The following is a 19,617-nucleotide window of genomic DNA, read 5'->3' on the forward strand; positions in this document are numbered from 1 at the left end:
TGGCATGAGGCCGCGGCGCTTCAGGGGTCGAGCACGAGCAGCGCAAAATCCCAGACCTTGTCGGTGAGGGGAGCGCCGGTGATCGTCTTGCCGAGGAACTGGAACTCACCCTGGAAGCGGCCCGCTAGGGCGAGCTGTCCGCTCGGTCCGATGGCCAGGGAGTTGAATCCGTCCTCGCCGGCGCCGCCGACGAGCTCTGCCCAGAGCACGTTGCCGGCCGCGTCGAGGCGGAGCAGCAGCCCATCGGACACGCCGCCGTGTTTCTGCAAGGTCGCCCCGCCGACGTCGAGGCTCGCGCTCTTGATCTGAGCCGCCACGAAGATGTCGCCGGTCTTCGTGACGGCGACGGAAAATGCCCGGTCGTCGGCGCCGCCGCCGAAGCTGCGCGCCCAATCGAGATTTCCGCTCTTGTCGAAGCGGGCGACCAGCGCGTCCTCGCCGCCAGAATATTCGAGGAGCTTGCCGCCCGGCAGTTGGATGGCGCCCTTGGTGACGCCGACCGCGACCAGGAACGGTGGTGCTTCCGTCGGCGACAGGGCGACGTCGAAGAACGAGTCATTCGAGCCGCTGCCCAGGCCTTTCGCCCATTTCTGCTGCAGCTGGTTGTCGAAACAGACCACGCTCGCGAGCTGGTTCGTTCCCGCGATGACATTGAGCGAGGTCCCGGTGTCGGGCGACTCGCCGACCGCAAAGACTTCGCTGCTGCCGTCGGCGACGACCCCAAAGAAGTACTGCGCTCCGGCGCCGCCAAAGGCCGCGTGTTTGCCCGCCGTCACACCCTGAAAATCGATCGACACGAGCGCGTCGGGACCGCCGGTGGCGCTCAGTGATTGGCCGTGCACCTCTGTCGTGCCCGCGAAGTGGCCGACGGACACGCTGCCCGTGCCGAACGGCGCGTTGTCGCGCTGCATCTGATCGCCGGGACCCGCGATGGAGAACGACGTGGCGCTCATGCCGCCGTCGGGAGTTGGCAAGACCCGCGCGACCACGCCGGCGAAGCCATTGCTTGCAGCTTCGGTCGAAATCTGCCCGGCGATGTTCACGTCCTTGGTGAACATGCCCACCAACTCGAGCTCGTCGTTGCCGTCGATCACGACGCTGGAGAGGTAGAAGGCGCCGTTCGGCGAAGGAAAGCTGCGGCGGTTCAGCTCCGGCGCGCTCGCGCTCGCAAACTCTGCGACGAACCCCTCCTTGCCGGCGTTGCGGTAGCCCGACACGTAGAGGTGCTCACTGCTCGGGCTGATGGCGATGTGGGACACGAACTGGTCCGAGGGGCTCTTGCCGAGATGGGTCGAGACCAGCTTGGGGGCGGGGGAGCCGGCGTCGGCGCCGCCGAGGCCCGCGTCGCTGGCAGCCGTTCCGCCCGTGTTTCCCGCACCGCCATTCCCGCCTGCTCCAGCCTGTCCCGCTGCGCCGCCGGACCCGCCGGTCGGCGGGCTCGAGTGGTTGCGCGCGGTGGACGAACAATGGCTGACCGCCAGCCCGAGCGTGGGCAGCGCGAGCAGCGACGCAAACACGGACGCGCTCGCCTGAACGGAGCGACCGACAGTTTCGAGGTCGACGGCATTCGGCCCCAGGGTATCACGGCGCTCGTGCAGCGCTCCTCGGTGCTCGAAGTCCCCGCGCATTGTTCGCGCCTGCGCGCCTCAGCGCGCGGCGCGGGCGGCTCAGCCGGCTGTCGGCGTCGTCGCACGGCTAGGCGCCAGCGAGCTTGTCGAGCGCGCGCAGGAGCACTTCGAGGCTTGGATGATCCCCAGCCACCTGGCTCAGGTGCGAAAAGACGATGTTGCCCGATCCGTCCACGAGCAGCACTCCGCCCTGCTGCAGAGGGTCACCTTGCGTCCGCTTCTGGCGGAAACCCTTGGACCAGGCCCGAGCGGCATTCGCCAGCACGCGTGGATTGAAGGTCGACCGCAGCCCGTCGCGCATGCCGAGCGCGCGATACACGGCACGTGCGGGGTCAGTGAAGACTCGCCCGGTCAGGTCCTGATCCGCGGCGAAGCCCGCCTGCGCGGGGCTACCGTTGCCGATGATGGCGAGCTCGGCACCGCGGCGCTCGATTTCGGGAGTGCGCCGCGCAACTGCGCGGCCTGCTCGTGGCAAAGCAGTCAGCCAAAGTGGCGCACGAAAGACAGCACGATCGGCCCGTTCGCCCACAAGGACTGGAGCGCGACCCGTTCGCCGGAGGGGCGGTGCAGCAGGAGCTCGGTCGGCATGACGGGGACGGACATGCTGGCAGACTTAACATCGGTGGACTCGGACCGCACTCTCAGCTTTCGCTGCTGAGCGCACGGGCGATCCGCCGGTGCGCCGCGGGTAACGCGAGAGTGTCGAGCTCTGCGAGCCGTTTCCAGGCGAGCCCGTCGCCGCGGGCGCGCCGCTCACACGAGCACGCGATCACCTCCAGCACGATCCTGAATCGCGTCACCGAGTGGGTGACGGAGAGCAGGTCACGGTCCGCCGTCACAACCTGGCCGGTGTGCTCGTGCACGGCTCGGAGCGCGGCGGCGCTTGCCGACTCACCGGCGCGGAGCTCGGTGTTCGGAAACTGCCACATGCCTGCCCAGCGCGGGGCGTCCGCGGCCGCTCGCATGACGAGGAAGCACCCACGATGGCTCACCACCGCAGCCGCCGCCCGCACTTCGGTGACCGCGACACGGCGCGCGAGCTCTGGCAGCTCGGTCTGGCGCCCGAGCGCCCGGGCCACACAAGGCTGACGCCACGGGCAGAGCTCACAGCGTGGCGATTTGGGCGTGCACACCGTCGCACCGAGCTCCATCAGGGCTTGGTTGAAGGTCCCCGGATCGCGCTCGGGAACGAGCGCGGCGGCGCGGCGCCAGAGCTCGGATTTCAGCGGTGCGCGCGCAGGATCTCCCGCGAGCCCGAACAAGCGGCAGAGCACCCGCACGACGTTGCCATCCACGATTGCCGCCTGCGCACCGAAAGCAATGCTGGCGATGGCGCCGGCGGTGTAGGGACCGACGCCGGGCAGCGAACGGAGCGCCTCGACGCTCGACGGGACGCGCCCAGCGTGCTCCGCCATCACCGCCTGGGCGCCCGCTCTGAGGCTGCGCGCCCGCGAGTAATAACCGAGGCCCTGCCACGCATGCAGCACGTCGTGCTCGTCCGCCTGAGCCAGCCGTTCGACGTCCGGGAACCGCCGCATCCAGGTCTCGAAATACGGGATCACGGTCGCCACGCGCGTCTGCTGCAGCATCACCTCGCTGACCCAGATCGTGTAGGGGTCCCGGCTGCTACGCCAGGGCAAATCCCGCGCGTGTTTGCGGTACCACGCGCAAAGCTCGGTCGCGAGCTTGGACGGCCGCGCGGCGTCAGCGGATCGTTTCGATGTTGTCTTCCCAGCGCTGGCCATCGAATGCGGTCTTCTGGAAGCGCGCGCGGGCATCCTCGTCGAGACAGCGCACGTTCACGTCAATCTGATCGGGGTGTGAGCGCGGCGTGTAGAATGGGTGAACGCCGCAGGTGGTGCAGAAGCGGTGCTCCGCGACTCCGGTATTGAAGCGGTAGCTGCTGAGGCTGGCCTGTCCCTCCACGAGCTGGAAATCTTCCGGCGGCACGATCAGGTGCTCGAAGCCTTTTTTTGCGCAGATGGAGCAATTGCAGTCGAGGGCACGCCAGTGGCGGATCCGCACGCGAAATCCCACGGCGCCGCAGTGACACCCGCCCTCGACCCAGACCGCGTCAGGCATCGGCGCTCTTGGGCGCGCGCTCCAGGCAGCGCTCGAACTCGACCGGATCATGGGCCGAGAACACACGCACCTCGGCGGCGCTCTCCCGGCAGAGCGCCCGCAAGCGCTCCTGGTTCCGCATGCGCGCCCGCCCGTCGATCTCGTTGATGCGCTGGAAGGCGTCGAAGAGCGGCGGGCAACGGCGTCGGTCGGGCGCCATCTCGTCGCGATGAAAGTAGGCGTCTCCGGCGTGCAAGAGCCAGCGTCCCGACGTCTGCACGGCAACGCCCGCGTGGCCTCGCGTGTGGCCCTGCAGGGGGATGAGCAAGATCTCCGGTGGCAGTCCGCGCAGGTCGCGCACACAATCGAAGCCGAACCACGGCTCCCCCGTCTCGCGATACTCGGCAAAGTTCGGGTCGTGCGCCCACTGTGCTTGGGCGTAGCGCAGGCGCTCGAGGCGAGTCTTCGGGCGGCGCGCCGCCTGCAGCTCCGCCGCGTGGAGGTGCACCGTCGCATCAGGAAAATCCGTGATGCCGCCGGCGTGATCCAGGTCGAGGTGCGTGAGTACGATGTGGCGCACGTCGGCGCGAGCGAAGCCCAGGCGTTCGACCTGATGCAGTGCCGTCTCCGCCGGGTCGAGAGCCGGATTGAAGGCGAACACGAATCCGCGGCCGATGCTGCGCTCCGGCGCCCGCAGGTCCAGAAGCCCGAGCCCCGAGTCGACCAGCACGAGGCCGCTCGAAGTCTCGACGAGCAGACAGTGACAGACCAGGCGCGCCCGTCCGGTGAGGGTCCCCGACCCTGACAGGAGTCGACCACCGTACGGGCACAGGGTCGCGCAGTTGAGGTGGTGGACCTGCATGCGCGGGCCAGCCTAGCAGCCCATTCGCTCAGCGTGGAGACGCGCACGAAACCCTTCGCCCGCGAGCCCCGGCGCGCTAAGCTCGCTTCCAAGGCATGGCCCCCCCGACCGAATACCAGCTCGAGTCCATCCGCACGGATGGCTGGTTCGAGCGTATCGGGGAGAGCATCGGCAGCTTTCAGGCCCTGTGCGACATCATTGGCGCGCGCTTCTTCGCCTTTGCCATGATCACCGGCGCCCGCATCACCGCGCTCACCGTCGATCGCCGAAATCCCGACAACACGCTGGTCGATTTCGTGGTCGGTGCGCCGGACGCCGAGGTGAATGACGCGGACACACAGCGCCTCACGCTGGCAGATTTCCGCCGCCGGTTGGTCGCCGCGCTGGTGACCGAAGAACCCATCGCGCCGCCCCCCGCGCGCCCCACCGACACCGAGGCCGTGCAGCTGCACGTGGGAGTGCGGTACCTGCTGCTGTCGCCGCTCTACGGCTACAGCCTGACCAAGCTGACGATCGAAGCAGGCGAGTCTCACGTCGATCTCCTGCACGATGGCATCGAAGAGCGGTACGAGCTCGGCGAGCTTCGGGCGCGCATCCGCACCCACGTTCGAGAAGAGCTCGATCGTATCCAGCGCGGTGGGCGGAGCGCCATCGATCTCGGGCGCATCACCGAGGCCGAGGCGGCAGAAAAGCGCGGCGAGTCCCTGCGGGTCATCGAGCTGCTCGGAGCCTGGCCGGCGCCCCTCGCGATCTTCCTCCGCACACCGGAAGGACAGCTGCTTGCCCCGGACACACGGGCGCTGATCTCCCGGGGCCTGGGTTACCTGGGCTCTGCCTGCATCGCGCTCTCGGAGGTGCAGAAGGGCGAAGAGATCCTGCGGCTCGCGATCCAGTACGCGGGGGATGGGCCCGCGGCCCCGGAGATCTATCTGCGCCTCGGCGAATCCATGGTGAAGAGCGAACGTCACGGCGAAGCGATTGGACCGCTTCGGCGGGCGATGAACCTCGGGGCGGAGGGCGCGCGGGTCTGGCCGCTGCTGGCCCGGGCGCTCGCAGCTCGCGGGCGCCTCGTTGCGGCCTACGGAGCGGTGCTCGAGGCCCAGGCAGCGGGGGTCAACGGCTCGACCCTCGATATCAGCCTCGAGCGCATCAAGAAGGGTCTCGGACCCACCCTCGACGGCTGGCGAAAGCTCGTCGGGGAGAGCTGAACTCGGCGCCCTGTCGCGCGGGCCCGGAAGGCTCGCCCAATAGCCCTCGGCCCATGAGCCGACCGGCGCGAGCGACGGGCCGTTCTGGGGCTAGGCTCGGGCCCCGGGCTTGTGGTACACGACCGGGCGTTCACGCGAAATTTCCGCGAGTTACGTCTCGTGGGCTGCCCTGGTCGGAGGGCGCGTGAACGCCACGGAAGGCGACAACGTAAAGATGGTCGAGCTCTACCTGCCGATGTTCATCATGTTCGCGATCGCCGCGGGGATCTGCGCGGTGATGTTCTTGGGCGGCCAGTACCTCGGTCCCAAGAACCCGAACGCCGAGAAACAGATGCCCTTCGAGTGCGGCAACGACACCGCCGGCACCCGGGGCGTGCGCTTGAGCGTCAAGTTCTACCTGACGGCCATCCTGTTCGTGGTCTTCGACATCGAAGCGGTCTTCATCTACCCGTGGGCGGCCCTGTTCAAGGGGCTCGGCTGGACCGGCTTCGTCACCATGCTCGGGTTCATCGTCGCGCTCCTGGTAGCGCTGGTTTACTGCTGGAAGAAGGGAGCGCTGGAATGGGAGAGCTGAAGTCGCCTTCGGTTCAAGAGGTGCTCGACACCGGGTCGGGGCAAGGCTTTGCGACGACCAAGTTCGACGACCTCCTGGCCTGGGCCCAGAAGTACTCGCTCTTCATGTACCCGTTTGTCACGGCGTGCTGTGGCATGGAGTTCATGGCGGTCTCGAGCCCGCGCTACGATCACTCGCGCTTTGGCGCGGAAGCCCCGCGCTTCTCACCTCGCCAGAGTGATCTCCTGTGGGTGGTCGGCACCATCGTTCAGCGCCAGGCGCCGATCTTGAAGCGCATCTACGAACAAATGGCCGAGCCAAAATGGGTGCTCGCCTTCGGAACCTGCGCGTCTGTCGGGGGTTTTTACGACAATTACGCGTGTGTCGCGGGCATCGACAAGATCATCCCCGCCGACGTCTACATCCCCGGCTGTCCGCCCCGCCCGGAGGCGGTGCTCGACGGTCTGATGCTCCTCCAAGACAAGATCCAGTCGGGCGACCGTCGTCCCGGCATCGTGAAGCCCCGCCTCGATCCGGTGACGCGCCCCGACATGGGTGTCGTGCAGATCCGGCGCTCGAAGCATGGTTGACCAGAACACGCGGCGACACCGGGCAGACTTCCGGTGCGCGCCCGCGAGGAAGCCTCGATGGCCAAAGCCCTGCTCCAACTGATCAAGCTCGAATTCCCGGACGCCGTTCTGGAGACGCACTCCCAGCACGGCGACGACACCGTGGTCGTCGACCCCGCGTGGTGGTTGGTGGTCGCGGAGTTTGCCAGGCAACAGCTGGCGATGGAGATGCTCGTCGACCTGACGTGTGTGGACCATCCCGACCGCGAGCCGCGCTTCGACGTGGTCGTGCACCTGCACTCGCTGTCGAAGGGGCAGCGGCTGCGGCTCAAGGCGCGTGTGGGTGATCGGGACGGCGAGGGGGCCGAGATCGACTCCCTCTCGGGCCTCTGGGCCTCGGCCAACTGGTCGGAGCGGGAGGCCTGGGACATGTTCGGCGTGAGCTTCAAGGGCCACCCCGATCTGCGTCGCATCCTGACCTACCCGGAGTTCATCGGGCACCCGCTGCGCCGCGACTATCCAGCCGCGCGCATCCAGCCCCTGGTGCCGTACCGCGAGGTCGAAAACATCGACAAGCTGCCGCCTTTCGACCACCACGAAGGCATGAGTTTCGGGCGCCAAACGCACGATTTCACTCAAGGGGAGGACTGAGATGGAACCCCTCGATCGAGATCTCGACGAGACGGAGCTCGAGCTCGCTGCCGAGCCGATGTTGATCAACGTCGGTCCTTCCCATCCGGCCATGCACGGCACCGTGCGCATCGTGATGGAGCTGTCCGGAGAGACCATCGAGCGCTGCGACGTGCAGGTGGGCTACCTGCACCGCGGCTTCGAGAAGATGTGTGAGCGCGGCACCTGGACGCAGGTCTACCCCTACGTCGATCGCTGCAACTACGTCTCGCCCATGCTCAACAACGTGGGTTTCTCGCTGGCCTGCGAGAAGATGCTCGGCATCGAGGTGCCGGAGCGTTGCCAGTGGTACCGCATGGCTCTCGGTGAGCTGGCTCGTATCTCGGACCACCTGACCTGCGACGGTGCCATGGCCATGGAGCTCGGTGCGTTCACGCCGTTCCTCTGGATGGTGAAGGCCCGGGAGATGATCTGGGACATCATGGAGGAGGAGACGGGCGCACGTCTCACCCACAGCTTCGGCCGAGTCGGCGGCATGGCGGCCCCGCCCACTCCGGACTTCAAGGAGCACTCCCGGCTCGTGGTCGCGCACATCCGTCACGTCATGGACGAGGTGAAGCGCCTCTTGCTCGGCAACCGCATCTTCCTCGATCGGCTCGAGGGCGTCGGGGTGATCTCGGTCGAAGATGCGCTCTCGCTCGGCTGGACCGGACCCTGCCTGCGGGCCGCCGGTGTTGCCTACGACGTGCGCAAATCCAGCCCCTACCTCAAGTACTCGGAGGTCGAGTTCGAGGTGCCGGTCGGCAGCGCCAGCGACTGTTTCGACCGCTTCATGGTGCGCATCGAGGAGATGGAGCAGAGCGCACGCATCATCGAGCAGTGCCTCGACCGCATGCCGGACTCGGGACCGGTGAACGTAGACGATCCGCGCGTCATGCTGCCGCCGAAGGACGAGGTCTACTCGACCATCGAGGGTACGATTCGCCACTTCAAGATCGTGATGGAGGGGCTGAAGATCCCCGCCGGCGAGGTCTACAGCTACACCGAGGGCGGCAACGGCGAGCTCGGCTTCTATCTGGTCAGTGACGGCAGCGGCACGCCTTGGCGCGTGCGCATTCGTCCTCCCTGTTTCTACGCGACCGGCGGGCTGGAGAAGCTCATCACCGGTTCGATGGTCGCCGATGTGATCCCGTGTTTCGGGTCGCTCAACATGATTGGTGGCGAGTGTGATCGGTAAGCGAGGAACTGCGCATGCCTAACTTCAAGCTGGACGGACGCGAGATCCCGTTCGAGCCGGGTGAGACGATCATCAGCGCGGCCCGCCGCGCCGGGGTCGACATTCCGCACTATTGCTGGCACCCCGGGCTCAGCGTCGCGGCCAACTGCCGCATGTGCCTGGTGGAGCTGCTGCCGCCCCCCGGCAGGAAGGCGATGCTGCTCGACGTGCTCGAGTGGGACGCCGAGAAACAAGACTACGTGCCGGCCAAGAAACCCAAGCTCGTGCCGTCGTGCCAGCAAGCGGCCGGCGAGGGCATGGAGGTCTTGAGCTCGCAAAGTGAGCACGTGAGCCGGGCGCGAAGCTCGGTGCAGGAGCTCCTGCTCTTGAACCACCCGGTCGACTGCCCGATCTGCGATCAGGCCGGCGAGTGCCGGCTGCAGGACTACTGGCTGGAGCACCAGGGCACCAAGAAGCGCATGCACGACGAGATCGTGCACAAGCCGAAGGGTGTCGTGTTCGGGCCCACCATCGTCTACGACGCCGAGCGTTGCATCGTGTGCACGCGCTGTGTGCGCTTCTGCGAGGAGGTCGCCAAGGACCCGGTGCTCGAGAAGCGGGAGCGCGGAAACGTCTCCGAGATCGTGCTGGCCCCCGGCCGCGAGCTCGACAACGCCTACACGCTGATGACCGAGTACGTGTGCCCGGTCGGCGCGCTGACGGCCCGGGATTTCCGCTTCAAGGCCCGCGTCTGGTTCCTGCGCAGCGTCGAGTCGGTGTGCACGGGCTGCGCCACAGGCTGCAACTCGTTCACGGATTTCGATCCGCGCGATCACACCGTGTATCGCTACCGGCCGCGGGAGAACATGGCCGTGAACCAGCACTGGATGTGCGACGAGGGCATGCTCGACTACCGTCGCATCAACGAGAACCGGGTGCTGAAGGCGCGAGTCCGCGGCAAGAAGACCACACTCGCGGACGCCATCGAGAAGGCGAGCGGCATTCTCTCCGGCGTCGAGCCGGATCGCCTGGGCGTCGTGCTCTCCGCGCAGCACTCCAACGAGGACAACTTCGCGCTCCTGCGGCTGGCAAGAGACTACCTCGGGACCGGACACATCTACGTCAGCGGGCGCGCCGCGGGCCTGGGGGATGCCGTGCTCAAACATGCGGACCGAAACCCGAACACGGCCGGCGTCACCGAGCTCTGCACCAGCTCGCCGCCGATGTCCTTCACCGAGCTCGCCAAGGACATCCACGCTGGGCAGATCACCCACGTGCTCGCCCTCGGCTCCTACTCGAGCGATGCGGAGAAGACCGACGCCCTCGGCAAGCTGCAGGGGCTCGTGACCTTCGCGACACACGAGGGACCGCTCGCCAAACACGCCACGGCGGTCTTGCCCGCGTCGAGCTGGGCGGAGAGTGACGGGACGTTCGTCAACGCCAAGGGCGTGGCGCAGGAGAGTGAAAAAGCCATCGACCCGAAGGGCGACAGCCTGCCGGCGTGGAAGCTGACGGCGCTCGTGGCCCAGGCCCTCGAGCTGCCGATGGCGTGGACGCGCCTGTCACAGGTGAGGAAAGCCATGGCGCCCGAGGCGGGTGCTGCGGTGGCGGTAGCGACGGGAGCAGAGGCATGAGCTTAGAACTCGTTGCATTGGCCGCCGGCAAGGCCTTGTTCATGGTCATGTTCGGCATGAACGTGGCGGTGGTGCTGACCTGGGCCGATCGTCGCCAGGGCGCCATGATCAACGACCGCGTGGGTCCGAACCGCGCGGTGGCCTGGCTGCCCCGGCGAGTCGCGCAGGGCATGGTGCTGACCCCCGCGATCTTGATTGCCGTCGCTGTCGTCGGTTACGTCTACACCCACAAGGTCGAAGGCGCGCAGAGTCTGGGACGGGCGATGGTCTTCAGTCACTTGGCGATCTTCGCGCTGTGGGCGGGGTCCTTGGCCATCGGGGGCCGAGTCGCGAGCCGGGGCGTCAAGAACAGCTTCGACGGCTGGGTGAAGACCATCGGTGATCCGCGCAGCATCCTGTGGATGGGGCTCGGCGCGCACGCGGTCACGTTCCTCGCGGCTGCCTTGCTGCGGGGCACCGACATCGGCCGCGCCCTGCGCGTGGTCGGCTCGAGCGCCGGCCCGGCCGTGTTCGCGACCGCGCTCGTCGGCGCCGCCGGGTACGCGGCGTGGTCCTTCAATTCGGTGGACAAGGTCGGCCTGCGCTTGTTCGGCCTGCTCCACCCGGCGGCGGACGGGCTGAAGACCATCTGGAAGGAAGACTTCATCCCGCCGAACTCCGACAAGCTGCTGCACAGCCTGGCGCCCATCATCTCGTTCTTCCCAGCGCTGGTCGTGATGGCGGTCGTCCCTTTCGGCGACACGCTGTGTTTTGGCATGAAACAGGGGCACATCGACCTGACGGCCTTGCAGCGAGTGGTGGGGCGCGAGGGCCTGTGCGCCGAGGGTGCCGTGCCGCTGCAGGTGCTCGACGTGAACGTGGGCATTCTCTACTTCTTCGCCATCGCCGGCACGGGCATCGTGGGCGCCGCGCTGGCGGGTTGGGCGAGCGACAACAAGTTCAGCCTGCTCGGCGGCCTGCGTGCGGCAAGCCAGATGGTCTCGTACGAGGTGACCCTCGGTCTGACGGTCGTGGGCGCCATCATGGTCTACGGCACGCTGCGCATCGACGAGATGGTGCGCTGGCAGGCAGCGAACACCTGGGGCATCTTCGTTCAGCCTCTGGCCTTCGTGCTGTTCTTCACGGCGGCGGTGGCGGAGTCCAAGCGCATTCCGTTCGACCTGCCGGAGGGCGAGAGCGAGCTCGTGGCCGGATACTTCACGGAGTACTCGGGCATGAAGTTCGCGATGTTCTTCTTTGCCGAATACGTGGCGGTCGTTGCGTCGAGCGCGCTCTTGACGGTGCTCTTCCTGGGCGGCTGGCACCTGCCGTTCATCGACCGTTCGGGCCTGCACATCCAGGTGGGCGATACAGTGCTCTTGCACCAGTCGGTGTCCCATGTCGCGGTGATCGTGATCGGCGTCTTGACCTTCATTGGCAAGGTCGTGGCCCTGTCGTGGCTGCAGCTGATGATCCGCTGGACCCTGCCGCGCTTCCGCTACGATCAGCTGATGCGCCTCGGCTGGCGCAAGCTGTTGCCCGCGTCGTTGCTCAACATTCTGGCCACGGGCCTGGTAATGCTCGTCATCGCCGGCGCCAGCGCCAGCGTGCAGGCGGGCCTGAAGCTCGCGGCGGACGTGACCCAGGTGGTCGTGGCGGTCGCTGGCGTCAGCCTGTTGGTCTGGTTCATCCGCTTCGTGACGAGCCCGGTGAAGAAGCGCCGCATCATGTCGAGCACTGCCGCGAAATTCGCGGCGCAGCTCGGCGGAACCCGTACCGCCCGCATGGGCGCGTGAGCCGAGGGATGACATGAGCATCGAAAAGAACACCCCCCTCGGCCCGAAAAGGGTCAGCGGCAAGACCGTGCCCCGACCGGATCGCAGTATGGCCGTTCAGGCGTACGTGCCGGAGATCGCCAAGGGCCTCGCCATCACGATGAAACACTTCTTCGTCAATACGAAGGAGACGGCGCTGGGTCAGCGCAACGACCCGGTGCTCGAGTCCGTCGACGACGGCATCAACTGCGTCAGTTACCCCGAGCAGAAGCGCCCCTACCCGGAGCGGTTCCGCGGCCTGCACCGCCTGACCCACCGCGCCGACGGCTCGCCGCGCTGTGTGGCTTGCCTGTGCTGTTCGACGGCGTGTCCCGCCCAATGCATCCACATCGAGGCAGGGGAGTACCCGGAGGGGGATCCGCGTCGGGGTTACGAGCGCTATCCGAAACGCTTCGTCATCGACGAGTTGCGCTGCGTGTTCTGCGGGTTCTGCGTCGAGGCCTGTCCTTGCGACGCCATTCGGATGGACAGCGGCATGCACGCCGCGCCCTACGACTCGCGAGATCAGTTCATCTTCGAGCGCGAGCGGCTGATGAACTTCCCCGGTCGAGATGGCACGTTCGAGACCGCAAACCCGCGCAAAGAGCCCGGGGAGCTCGGCCACCCCGGCGTCGACCGCGAAAAGGGGCACTGAAGCTCGCCGCCAGCTCGGCGTCGCGTCGCCGTCCGTTTGATCTACAATCAATGCGTGCGAGCGAACGCGGTCTGGGCGGTGATCGGTGGATGCGCGCTGGCGTACGCCTGCGCTGCGTTCGACGGCGCCGACGCGCTGCTCCAAGAGCCCGACGGCGGTGCGTCCGGCGGTGACGCCAGCATCGAGGGCATCGCAGGCGGTGGCGGATTTCCGACCTCGGGTGGAACCAGCGCTGACGCGGGGGCGGGCAGCGGTGGTGTGGGGGGTGGCGGCGGTGCGCTTGGGGGGGCCGGCGGCGTCCCGAATGGTGGTGGTGGCAGCCCGAGCGGCGGCACTCCGAGCGGCGGCGGCACTCCCGGCGGCGGCGGTACTCCGAGCGGCGGCGGCACTCCCGGCGGCGGCGGCAGCACCCCGCAGTGTGGCTCACCGACAGACTGCAACGACAACAAGGTGTGCACGACCGATAGCTGCGTGGGCGGCGTGTGCCAGAACGTTCCGGTGGCGAACGGCACGTCTTGCGCGGATGCACTCTGGTGCAACGGGGACGAGAAGTGTCAGAGCGGCGTATGCGCGGCCGGGTCAACGCCGAGCTCGTTCAATCAATGCGGTGCCAGCTGCCCGGCGAACTATTACCCGGCATCGACCAGCTGTTCGTCGACCTGCGGCTCACCCAGCGGTACACGCGCCAGTTGCAGCCCGGCGTGCAGCTCCTCGTTCAACGCTTGCGGCGGTTGCCCGGCGGGATACTACGAGGCCAGCACGTCGTGCAGCACGAGCTGCGGCGGCTGTGGGATCTCCAGTGGTGCTCGCTCTTCGTGCAGCCAGCTCGGCAGCTCGTCGTTCAACTCGTGCCAGAGCTGTCCTCTGGGTTATTACGCCGCCAGCACGTCGTGCAGCACGAGCTGCGGTGGCTGTGGGATCTCGAGTGGTTCTCGGAGGTCTTGCAGCCCGATCGGCGGGTCGAGCTTCAACTCGTGTGATGCCTGCCCGAGTGGGTACTACGCGTCGAGCACGTCGTGCAGCACGAGCTGCGGCGGCTGCGGCATTTCGAGTGGCGCGCGCCGCACCTGCAATCCGGTGCCCACGAGCAGCACCTTCAACCTCTGCGGCAGCTCGTGTCCGACGGGTTTCCACGTGACCTCGCAGACCACGAGCACCAGCTGCGGGGGTTGTGGCGTTTCGAGCGGGACGCGGGTGACCTGCGCGGCGAACTAGTGTCGCGGATCAGCGCTGCGTTCCGCACCCGCGCCGAGCGTCGGCACTACGGCAAGACGTCTAGCAGCTGCCCGTTCGTGTCGAGTCCATCGGCGCGCCGCAGCCACAGCATGGCGGCGCCGGTGTTGACTGCGCTCGGGAGCGTCAGGTTCACCTGGGAAGCCGACTCGTAGAACGCCGGTGAGCCCGCGCTGACGGGCATGTCGTTCACGCCCTGCCGCAAGAACGCCACGCTTCCGGTCCCCGACGAGAGGCCAGTGCCGTAGATCTCGAGTGCGTCTCCTTTGTGGATGACCGCGGTGTGGGTGACGGCGCTCACGACGCCGCCGCTGTTGATGCGCGGACACCCCAGCGTGCTCGGCGCTCCGGGGACACCGGTTGCATACAGCGCGCTGAACGCTGCGTGGGTTCGGCTCTTCGAGCCGTTGTTCTTGAGCAGACCAAAACCCGCCCAGAAGCCAAACTCGAGCGGGTTGTCCGCGATCTGCCACCAGAACGCCCCGGCCGCGCCCCAGGTCTGCAGGGCGTCGACGGCCAGCATGGCGCGGGACGCGGCCTCACACTCGCCCAGGTATGGAACCTCGCGAGCGAACCCCAGCTCCCCGACCACAAAGCGCTCTTTGCCCACCTTGGGACGGGTGGCCTGGACGAAGGCGAGCGCGGCGCTGAGGCCTTGTTTCAGGTTCGGTCCAACCGCTGCCGCGTCGTCCTGATTGATCGATTCGTAGGACGAGTAGGCGTAGAACCCCACCGCGACCTTGGGGGCGACATGGCTGATCACACAGCGCTCGGCGCCGCACTTGGCGATGCGGTTGAACTCGAGGGCGGAGTAGAGCCGACTGCTGCTTGCGGGTGACGCGAGCACGGCGTCAGCGACCCCCGCAGCGCGGGAGCTGATCCAGTCGGTGAACCCTTGCCACGCAAGATCACTGACCTGCCCCGTCAGCTGATTGTCGCCCTCCCAGTTGGAGATCACGAAGGTCTTGCCGGGATGCGTCGCGAGCAAGTGCTGCCCGAGCGCGGCGATCTCGGCGCGCTCGGCGGCGATCTCCGTGCTGTCGTAGCCGTCGACGAACGTGATGGCGTTGTCCGCGACGCTGTACGCGGTGATCCAGATGGTGTCGAAGCGGGGGTCGCCGAACAGCTTGGCGTAGGCCGGGCTCTTGGCGGCGGCGAGCAGCGTGAAATTGCCCGACGGGTTCACGCCGTAGCTGTTGGCGGGGCCCAGATACACGCGGATGGCCCGACTTCCGGCCTCCGCAACTCGATCCGCGCCCCACGACAAGAGCTCGGCGCCCTTTGCAGGGGCGGGAGCGAAGCCCCAAGCGTACAAGCCGATCCTTCGCTTGGGGTCCGTCGCGACCGTGTAGTCGCAGGCATCGACGTCGAACTTGGGGGAGCAAGGACCGGAGCTGCAGTCTTCGACGACACACGGTAGCGAACACAGGCCGCCGTCGCAGGTTGCACCGCCCGTGCCCCCGCTCCCGCCGCCTCCGCTAGCTGCTGCGCTTCCACCTGTGCCTCCGGCTCCCGCGGCCGCTCCGGCGCCTCCGCTCCCGGCGCTCGATCCGCCCGCGCCGCCGCTTCCGCCCGCGCCGCCGGCTCCGCCCGCGCCACCGCCCGCTCCGGCGGAGCTGCTGTCGTCACTCGAGCACGCGACGCAGGCCGCGAGCAGTGCGCCTGCGAGGAAGGTCGTGGCGGTGCGAAGCGGATTCATTCCTGGATGGCGGAGCGAAGCGAGCGGGCGGCGTGTACTGCGGCTCGGTGGCCGCTGCGCCGCGGTCAAGGTTTGACGCTCGGATCCCAGCAGCAACGGAAGCCGATTTCAGGCGCTTGCTTGTCACGGGGCTCGGACAGCCACGAGCTGCACTTCAGGTTGCCCTCGGCCTCGTTGTATGAACCACCCCGCGTGCGGCACGGCGCAGTCGCCACAGAAGAGCCCGAGCAGGAGTCTTCCCACTCCCGGACGTTGCCACTCATCCCGAACGCTCCACTGCTGAAACTCACGCACTTGTCTTTGGTTTTGACACCCACGGCTCCCAGCGCGGGCACGTCCGCACATCGTTTAGGTTCGTAGCTCGGGCCGTAGGAATAATCGTCGAGGGCGGTCGGCCCGGCACAGGCGGCGAACCATTGGTTTACGGATGCTTTGGCCTCGTTGCCGTCGCCAGACGGGCCGGTCGGGATGGCGCCGCACAGTCTCTTGCCTGCCCATTTGCAGTACGCATAGGCGCTGCACCAGTTGACGCAGCGCACCGGAAAGTCGAGATCGTTGCCCGCGCTCAGATCCGGGCAGCCGGCCCCGGTGTCGAGCGAGTAATCCGTGCCGCAGGCGCTGAGCCCCGTCGGGGTCACCACCACCTTCTGCTCCTCCAAGAACTTGGCGTACTGGGCCTGCGTCACTTCCGTCTCGTCGACGCAGAAATTCCCGACGGGAAGCAGAATGGGCCCGGTCCCTCCCGCGGGACAGGAAAACCCCGCATCGAAGCTGATTCCCCCTGCGCCCGTCGCGCCGCCAACTCCCGCGCCGCCGCCGTTCGGGTTGCCCCCGGTCGTATTGCCACCGGTGCTCGCGCCGCCGGTACTCGCACCGCCCGTGTTCGCACCGCCGGTCCCGCTCCCGCCGCTGCCTTGCGCGTCGTTCGTGGTCGACGACGAACAGGCGCCGAACAGCGCCAACGGACCGGCGATCACCAGGACTCCGAGAACCCGCACGCGACCAAGCCTATCAGCTCGCGCCGCGCCGCGCATCATCGCGGAGTTTTCCCGGGCAGAGCGCCGTGGTACCGGGCGCCTCGTGACGTCGGAATACGAGCCCGTCATTGGACTCGAGGTCCACGCCCAGCTGCTCACGGAGACCAAGCTCTTCTGCGGCTGCGCTACGCGTTTTGGCGAAACTCCGAACCAGAACGTGTGCCCCGTATGTCTGGGTCTGCCCGGCTCCCTGCCGGTGATCAATCGCCGCGCCGTCGAGCTGGCGGTGCGCGCGGCGACGGCCCTCGGCTGCACCGTGCACGAGCGGAGCATCTTTGCCCGGAAGAACTACTTCTATCCGGATCTACCGAAGGGTTACCAGATCAGCCAGTTCGAGCGCCCGCTCGCCACCGGCGGCCATCTGGACCTCGAGCTCGACGGCCGGGTGAAGCGCGCGCGGCTCACGCGCATCCACATGGAAGAGGACGCCGGCAAGAACGTGCATGGGGTCGGCGGCGACTCGCTCGTGGACCTGAACCGCGCCGGTACACCCCTGATGGAGATCGTCGGCGAGCCGGACCTCGGGAGCGCGGCCGAGGCCGCCGCGTACCTGCGGGCGCTGCGCGACGTGCTAGTCGCGCTCGGAGTCAACGACGGCAACCTCGAGGAGGGCAGCTTTCGCTGCGATGCAAACGTCTCGGTGCGGCCTGTGGGTACTTCCACGCTCGGTACGCGCACCGAGATCAAGAACGTGAACAGCTTTCGCTTCGTGCAGCGCGCCATCGAGCTGGAGATCTCCCGGCAGATCTCGGTCCTCGCAGCGGGCGGTCGTGTCATCCAGGAGACGCGGGGCTTCGACGCGGACGCCGGCCGCACCTACTCGCTGCGCTCCAAGGAAGAGGCCCACGACTATCGCTATTTTCCCGACCCGGATCTGCCGCCGCTCGGCGTCGATGACGCGCTTCGCGCCGCGGCCCTCGCCGACTTGCCGGAGTTACCCGCGGCCAAGCGCGCGCGCTATCAAACCGAGCTGGGTCTGAGCGCGCAGACCGCGCTCGTCTTGACTGGGCACCCCGCGACTGGGCGCTTCTTCGAACAGACGCTGCTCGGCTACCCGGATGCCGTGAAGGCTGCGAACTTCATCCAGACCGAGGTCCTGCGAGACGCGAAGCTGCATGGGCTCCAGGCGTCGTTCAGCGTCTCGCCGGCCCAGGTCGCCGAGTTACTCGGCCTGATCGACGCCCGGAAGATCAGCGGCAAACAGGCCAAGGAGGTGTTTGCCGCCATCTCCGGCAGCGCGGACATGCCTGTCGATGTCGTTCAGGCGCGCGGGCTCGCCGTCGTTGCCGACGAGAGCCAGCTCTTGCCCATCTGCCAGCGTCTGATCGCCGACAACCCGAAACAAGCGGAGCAGGTCCGCGCCGGGAAGAAAGGCATGCTGGGTTTTTTCGTGGGCCAGGTGATGAAGGCCACGGGCGGCGCCGCGGACCCTCAGCTCGTGAGCCAGCTCTTCGACAGACTGCTTCAAGGACCGACGAGTTAGATGCCCATCGACCACAAACACCCGATTTCCGGCGCCAGTTACTCGGCCGTCGAGCTGGCCGAGGACAACGCGGCGGTCCTGATGCTGGACCAGCGTCGCCTCCCGACCGAGGAGATCTACGAACGGCTGCGCTCGTCGAGCGAGGTCGCCCGAGGGATCCGCGACATGGTCGTGCGCGGGGCGCCCGCGATCGGTGTCGCTGCCGCGTACGGCGTCGTGCTGGCGGCGCGCCAGGCAAAGAGCCTGGACGAGCTCGGCGCGCTGGCGCTCGAGATCCGCAGCGCGCGACCCACGGCGGTCAACCTGATGTGGGCGGTGGATCGCATGCTGTCCGCAGCGCAGGCATTCGGTCGCGTCGATGTCGCCATGCTCGCGGCCGAAGCCCGGACGCTGCACCGCGACGACGTGGCCGCCAATCGCAAGCTCGGCGCGCTCGGCGCAGAACGTGTGCCTGATGGCGCAACCATCCTCACCCACTGCAACGCCGGCGCCCTGGCGACCGGGGGGTACGGCTCCGCGCTCGGTGTCATTCGCGCAGCCGTGGGTGCGGGCAAACGCGTGCGGGTGCTCGCCGACGAGACCCGGCCGTATCTACAGGGCCTGCGCCTGACGGCGTGGGAGCTGCACCAGGATGGCATCCCGGTCGAGATCCTCACCGACGGGATGGCGGGCTGGTTCTTCGCCCAGAACGCCATCGACCTCAGCGTCGTCGGCGCCGACCGCATTGCTCGCAACGGCGACGTCGCCAACAAGATCGGCACCTATTCGGTCGCCTGCCTGTCCCGTGCCCACGAGCGCCCCTTCTACGTCGCCGCGCCCTGGTCGACGGTCGACGTGGATTGCGCGACAGGCGAGTCGATCCCCATCGAAGAGCGCAGCCCGACCGAGATCACCCACTTCGGTGGGCGGCGCATCGCGCCGGAGGGTGTTGGCGCGCGAAACCCCGCGTTCGACGTGACACCGGCGCGGCTGGTGAACGCCATTTTCACCGAGCGGGGTGTGATCGATCCGGTGAATGAGAGCAGCGTGACGCGGCTCGCCGGCGGCGCCTGAGGCCGCGCGAAGGGGTACCGCAGCCGGGCGGAGCGAGCCCGCCCGGTGTCCGTCACCTAGAGCGCCGAACAGGTTGAACGTCGTTTGTTTTCCGGGACTTGCAAGGTGTTCGGCGCTCGCGTGCGGAGCGCGCACGGCCGAAGGCCGGGGGTTTAGGGCGTAGCCCCAACGTAAAGGTCCTAGAACACGAGCAGCGCAAGCTGATCGGTGTTCTAGGCCGGTTGGGCCGCCAGCTTGACCAGGCGCGCGGGGTGGGAAACGCTTCCCTTCGCGAGCCCTTGCCCCGCTTCGGGCGTCGCTTCG

The 19,617-nt window shown here is 67.6% G+C and carries 18 protein-coding genes; 11 read left to right on the plus strand and 7 right to left on the minus strand.

From position 1 onward, the window contains the following. Positions 1-20 precede the first annotated feature (20 nt). The 5 genes from IPI67_15920 to IPI67_15940 form a co-directional block, all read right to left on the minus strand. Complete coding sequence (locus tag IPI67_15920; GenBank protein MBK7581682.1) at positions 21-1,628, minus strand: hypothetical protein; 1,608 nt, start codon at positions 1,626-1,628, stop codon at positions 21-23. Between the two features lie 67 nt (positions 1,629-1,695). Continuing rightward, the gene (locus IPI67_15925; GenBank protein ID MBK7581683.1) at positions 1,696-2,103 is read right to left on the minus strand and encodes an AhpC/TSA family protein; all 408 of its coding nucleotides are present in this window, start codon (positions 2,101-2,103) and stop codon (positions 1,696-1,698) included. A gap of 166 nt (positions 2,104-2,269) precedes the next feature. After that, positions 2,270-3,373 carry an A/G-specific adenine glycosylase gene (gene mutY / locus IPI67_15930; protein MBK7581684.1) on the minus strand — a complete coding sequence of 368 codons (1,104 nt, stop codon included), beginning with the start codon at positions 3,371-3,373 and terminating at the stop codon, positions 2,270-2,272. Next, positions 3,333-3,710 (minus strand): GFA family protein, encoded by a 378-nt coding sequence (locus IPI67_15935; GenBank protein MBK7581685.1) that lies wholly within the window; start codon positions 3,708-3,710, stop codon positions 3,333-3,335. The genes mutY and IPI67_15935 overlap by 41 nt, the downstream gene beginning before the upstream one ends. Next, complete coding sequence (locus IPI67_15940; GenBank protein MBK7581686.1) at positions 3,703-4,551, minus strand: MBL fold metallo-hydrolase; 849 nt, start codon at positions 4,549-4,551, stop codon at positions 3,703-3,705. The genes IPI67_15935 and IPI67_15940 overlap by 8 nt, the downstream gene beginning before the upstream one ends. A gap of 95 nt (positions 4,552-4,646) precedes the next feature. On the opposite strand from IPI67_15940, the gene IPI67_15945 reads away from it, so the two are divergent. The 9 genes from IPI67_15945 (at position 4,647) to IPI67_15985 (ending at position 14,024) form a co-directional block, all read left to right on the plus strand. Continuing rightward, positions 4,647-5,759 (plus strand): hypothetical protein, encoded by a 1,113-nt coding sequence (locus IPI67_15945; GenBank protein ID MBK7581687.1) that lies wholly within the window; start codon positions 4,647-4,649, stop codon positions 5,757-5,759. A 214-nt stretch (positions 5,760-5,973) separates the two neighbouring features. Then, entirely contained in the window at positions 5,974-6,333 is a 360-nt protein-coding gene (ndhC, locus tag IPI67_15950; protein ID MBK7581688.1) for an NADH-quinone oxidoreductase subunit A, read from the plus strand. Then, positions 6,321-6,902, plus strand: coding sequence for an NADH-quinone oxidoreductase subunit NuoB (gene nuoB / locus IPI67_15955; GenBank protein MBK7581689.1), 582 nt, complete (start codon positions 6,321-6,323; stop codon positions 6,900-6,902). Before ndhC ends, nuoB begins: the two co-directional genes overlap by 13 nt. Positions 6,903-6,959: 57 nt before the next feature. After that, positions 6,960-7,532: an NADH-quinone oxidoreductase subunit C gene (locus IPI67_15960; GenBank protein ID MBK7581690.1), complete on the plus strand. Its 573-nt coding sequence runs from the start codon at positions 6,960-6,962 to the stop codon at positions 7,530-7,532. A gap of 1 nt (position 7,533) precedes the next feature. Continuing rightward, complete coding sequence (locus IPI67_15965; GenBank protein MBK7581691.1) at positions 7,534-8,748, plus strand: NADH-quinone oxidoreductase subunit D; 1,215 nt, start codon at positions 7,534-7,536, stop codon at positions 8,746-8,748. A gap of 14 nt (positions 8,749-8,762) precedes the next feature. Next, positions 8,763-10,361, plus strand: a complete 1,599-nt coding sequence (locus IPI67_15970) for a (2Fe-2S)-binding protein (GenBank protein ID MBK7581692.1) — start codon at positions 8,763-8,765, stop codon at positions 10,359-10,361. Then, complete coding sequence (locus IPI67_15975; GenBank protein ID MBK7581693.1) at positions 10,358-12,136, plus strand: NADH-quinone oxidoreductase subunit H; 1,779 nt, start codon at positions 10,358-10,360, stop codon at positions 12,134-12,136. Before IPI67_15970 ends, IPI67_15975 begins: the two co-directional genes overlap by 4 nt. Before the next feature lie 88 nt (positions 12,137-12,224). Next, positions 12,225-12,809, plus strand: a complete 585-nt coding sequence (locus IPI67_15980; protein ID MBK7581694.1) for an NADH-quinone oxidoreductase subunit I — start codon at positions 12,225-12,227, stop codon at positions 12,807-12,809. A 54-nt stretch (positions 12,810-12,863) separates the two neighbouring features. Beyond that, entirely contained in the window at positions 12,864-14,024 is a 1,161-nt protein-coding gene (locus IPI67_15985) for a hypothetical protein (protein MBK7581695.1), read from the plus strand. A gap of 46 nt (positions 14,025-14,070) precedes the next feature. Here IPI67_15985 and IPI67_15990 read toward each other — a convergent pair whose 3' ends face one another. After that, positions 14,071-15,741 (minus strand): hypothetical protein, encoded by a 1,671-nt coding sequence (locus IPI67_15990; protein ID MBK7581696.1) that lies wholly within the window; start codon positions 15,739-15,741, stop codon positions 14,071-14,073. Between the two features lie 65 nt (positions 15,742-15,806). Beyond that, entirely contained in the window at positions 15,807-16,427 is a 621-nt protein-coding gene (locus IPI67_15995; GenBank protein ID MBK7581697.1) for an SUMF1/EgtB/PvdO family nonheme iron enzyme, read from the minus strand. Positions 16,428-16,467: 40 nt separating this feature from the next. Here IPI67_15995 and gatB point away from each other — a divergent pair, with 40 nt between their 5' ends. Together gatB and mtnA are read left to right on the plus strand one after the other, a co-directional pair. Further along, positions 16,468-18,261 (plus strand): Asp-tRNA(Asn)/Glu-tRNA(Gln) amidotransferase subunit GatB, encoded by a 1,794-nt coding sequence (gene gatB, locus IPI67_16000; GenBank protein ID MBK7581698.1) that lies wholly within the window; start codon positions 16,468-16,470, stop codon positions 18,259-18,261. Beyond that, the gene (gene mtnA, locus IPI67_16005) at positions 18,262-19,314 is read left to right on the plus strand and encodes an S-methyl-5-thioribose-1-phosphate isomerase (GenBank protein MBK7581699.1); all 1,053 of its coding nucleotides are present in this window, start codon (positions 18,262-18,264) and stop codon (positions 19,312-19,314) included. Positions 19,315-19,617 lie beyond the last annotated feature (303 nt).

This window comes from Myxococcales bacterium (assembly GCA_016706225.1).
Taxonomy (GTDB): domain Bacteria; phylum Myxococcota_A; class Polyangia; order Polyangiales; family Polyangiaceae; genus JADJKB01.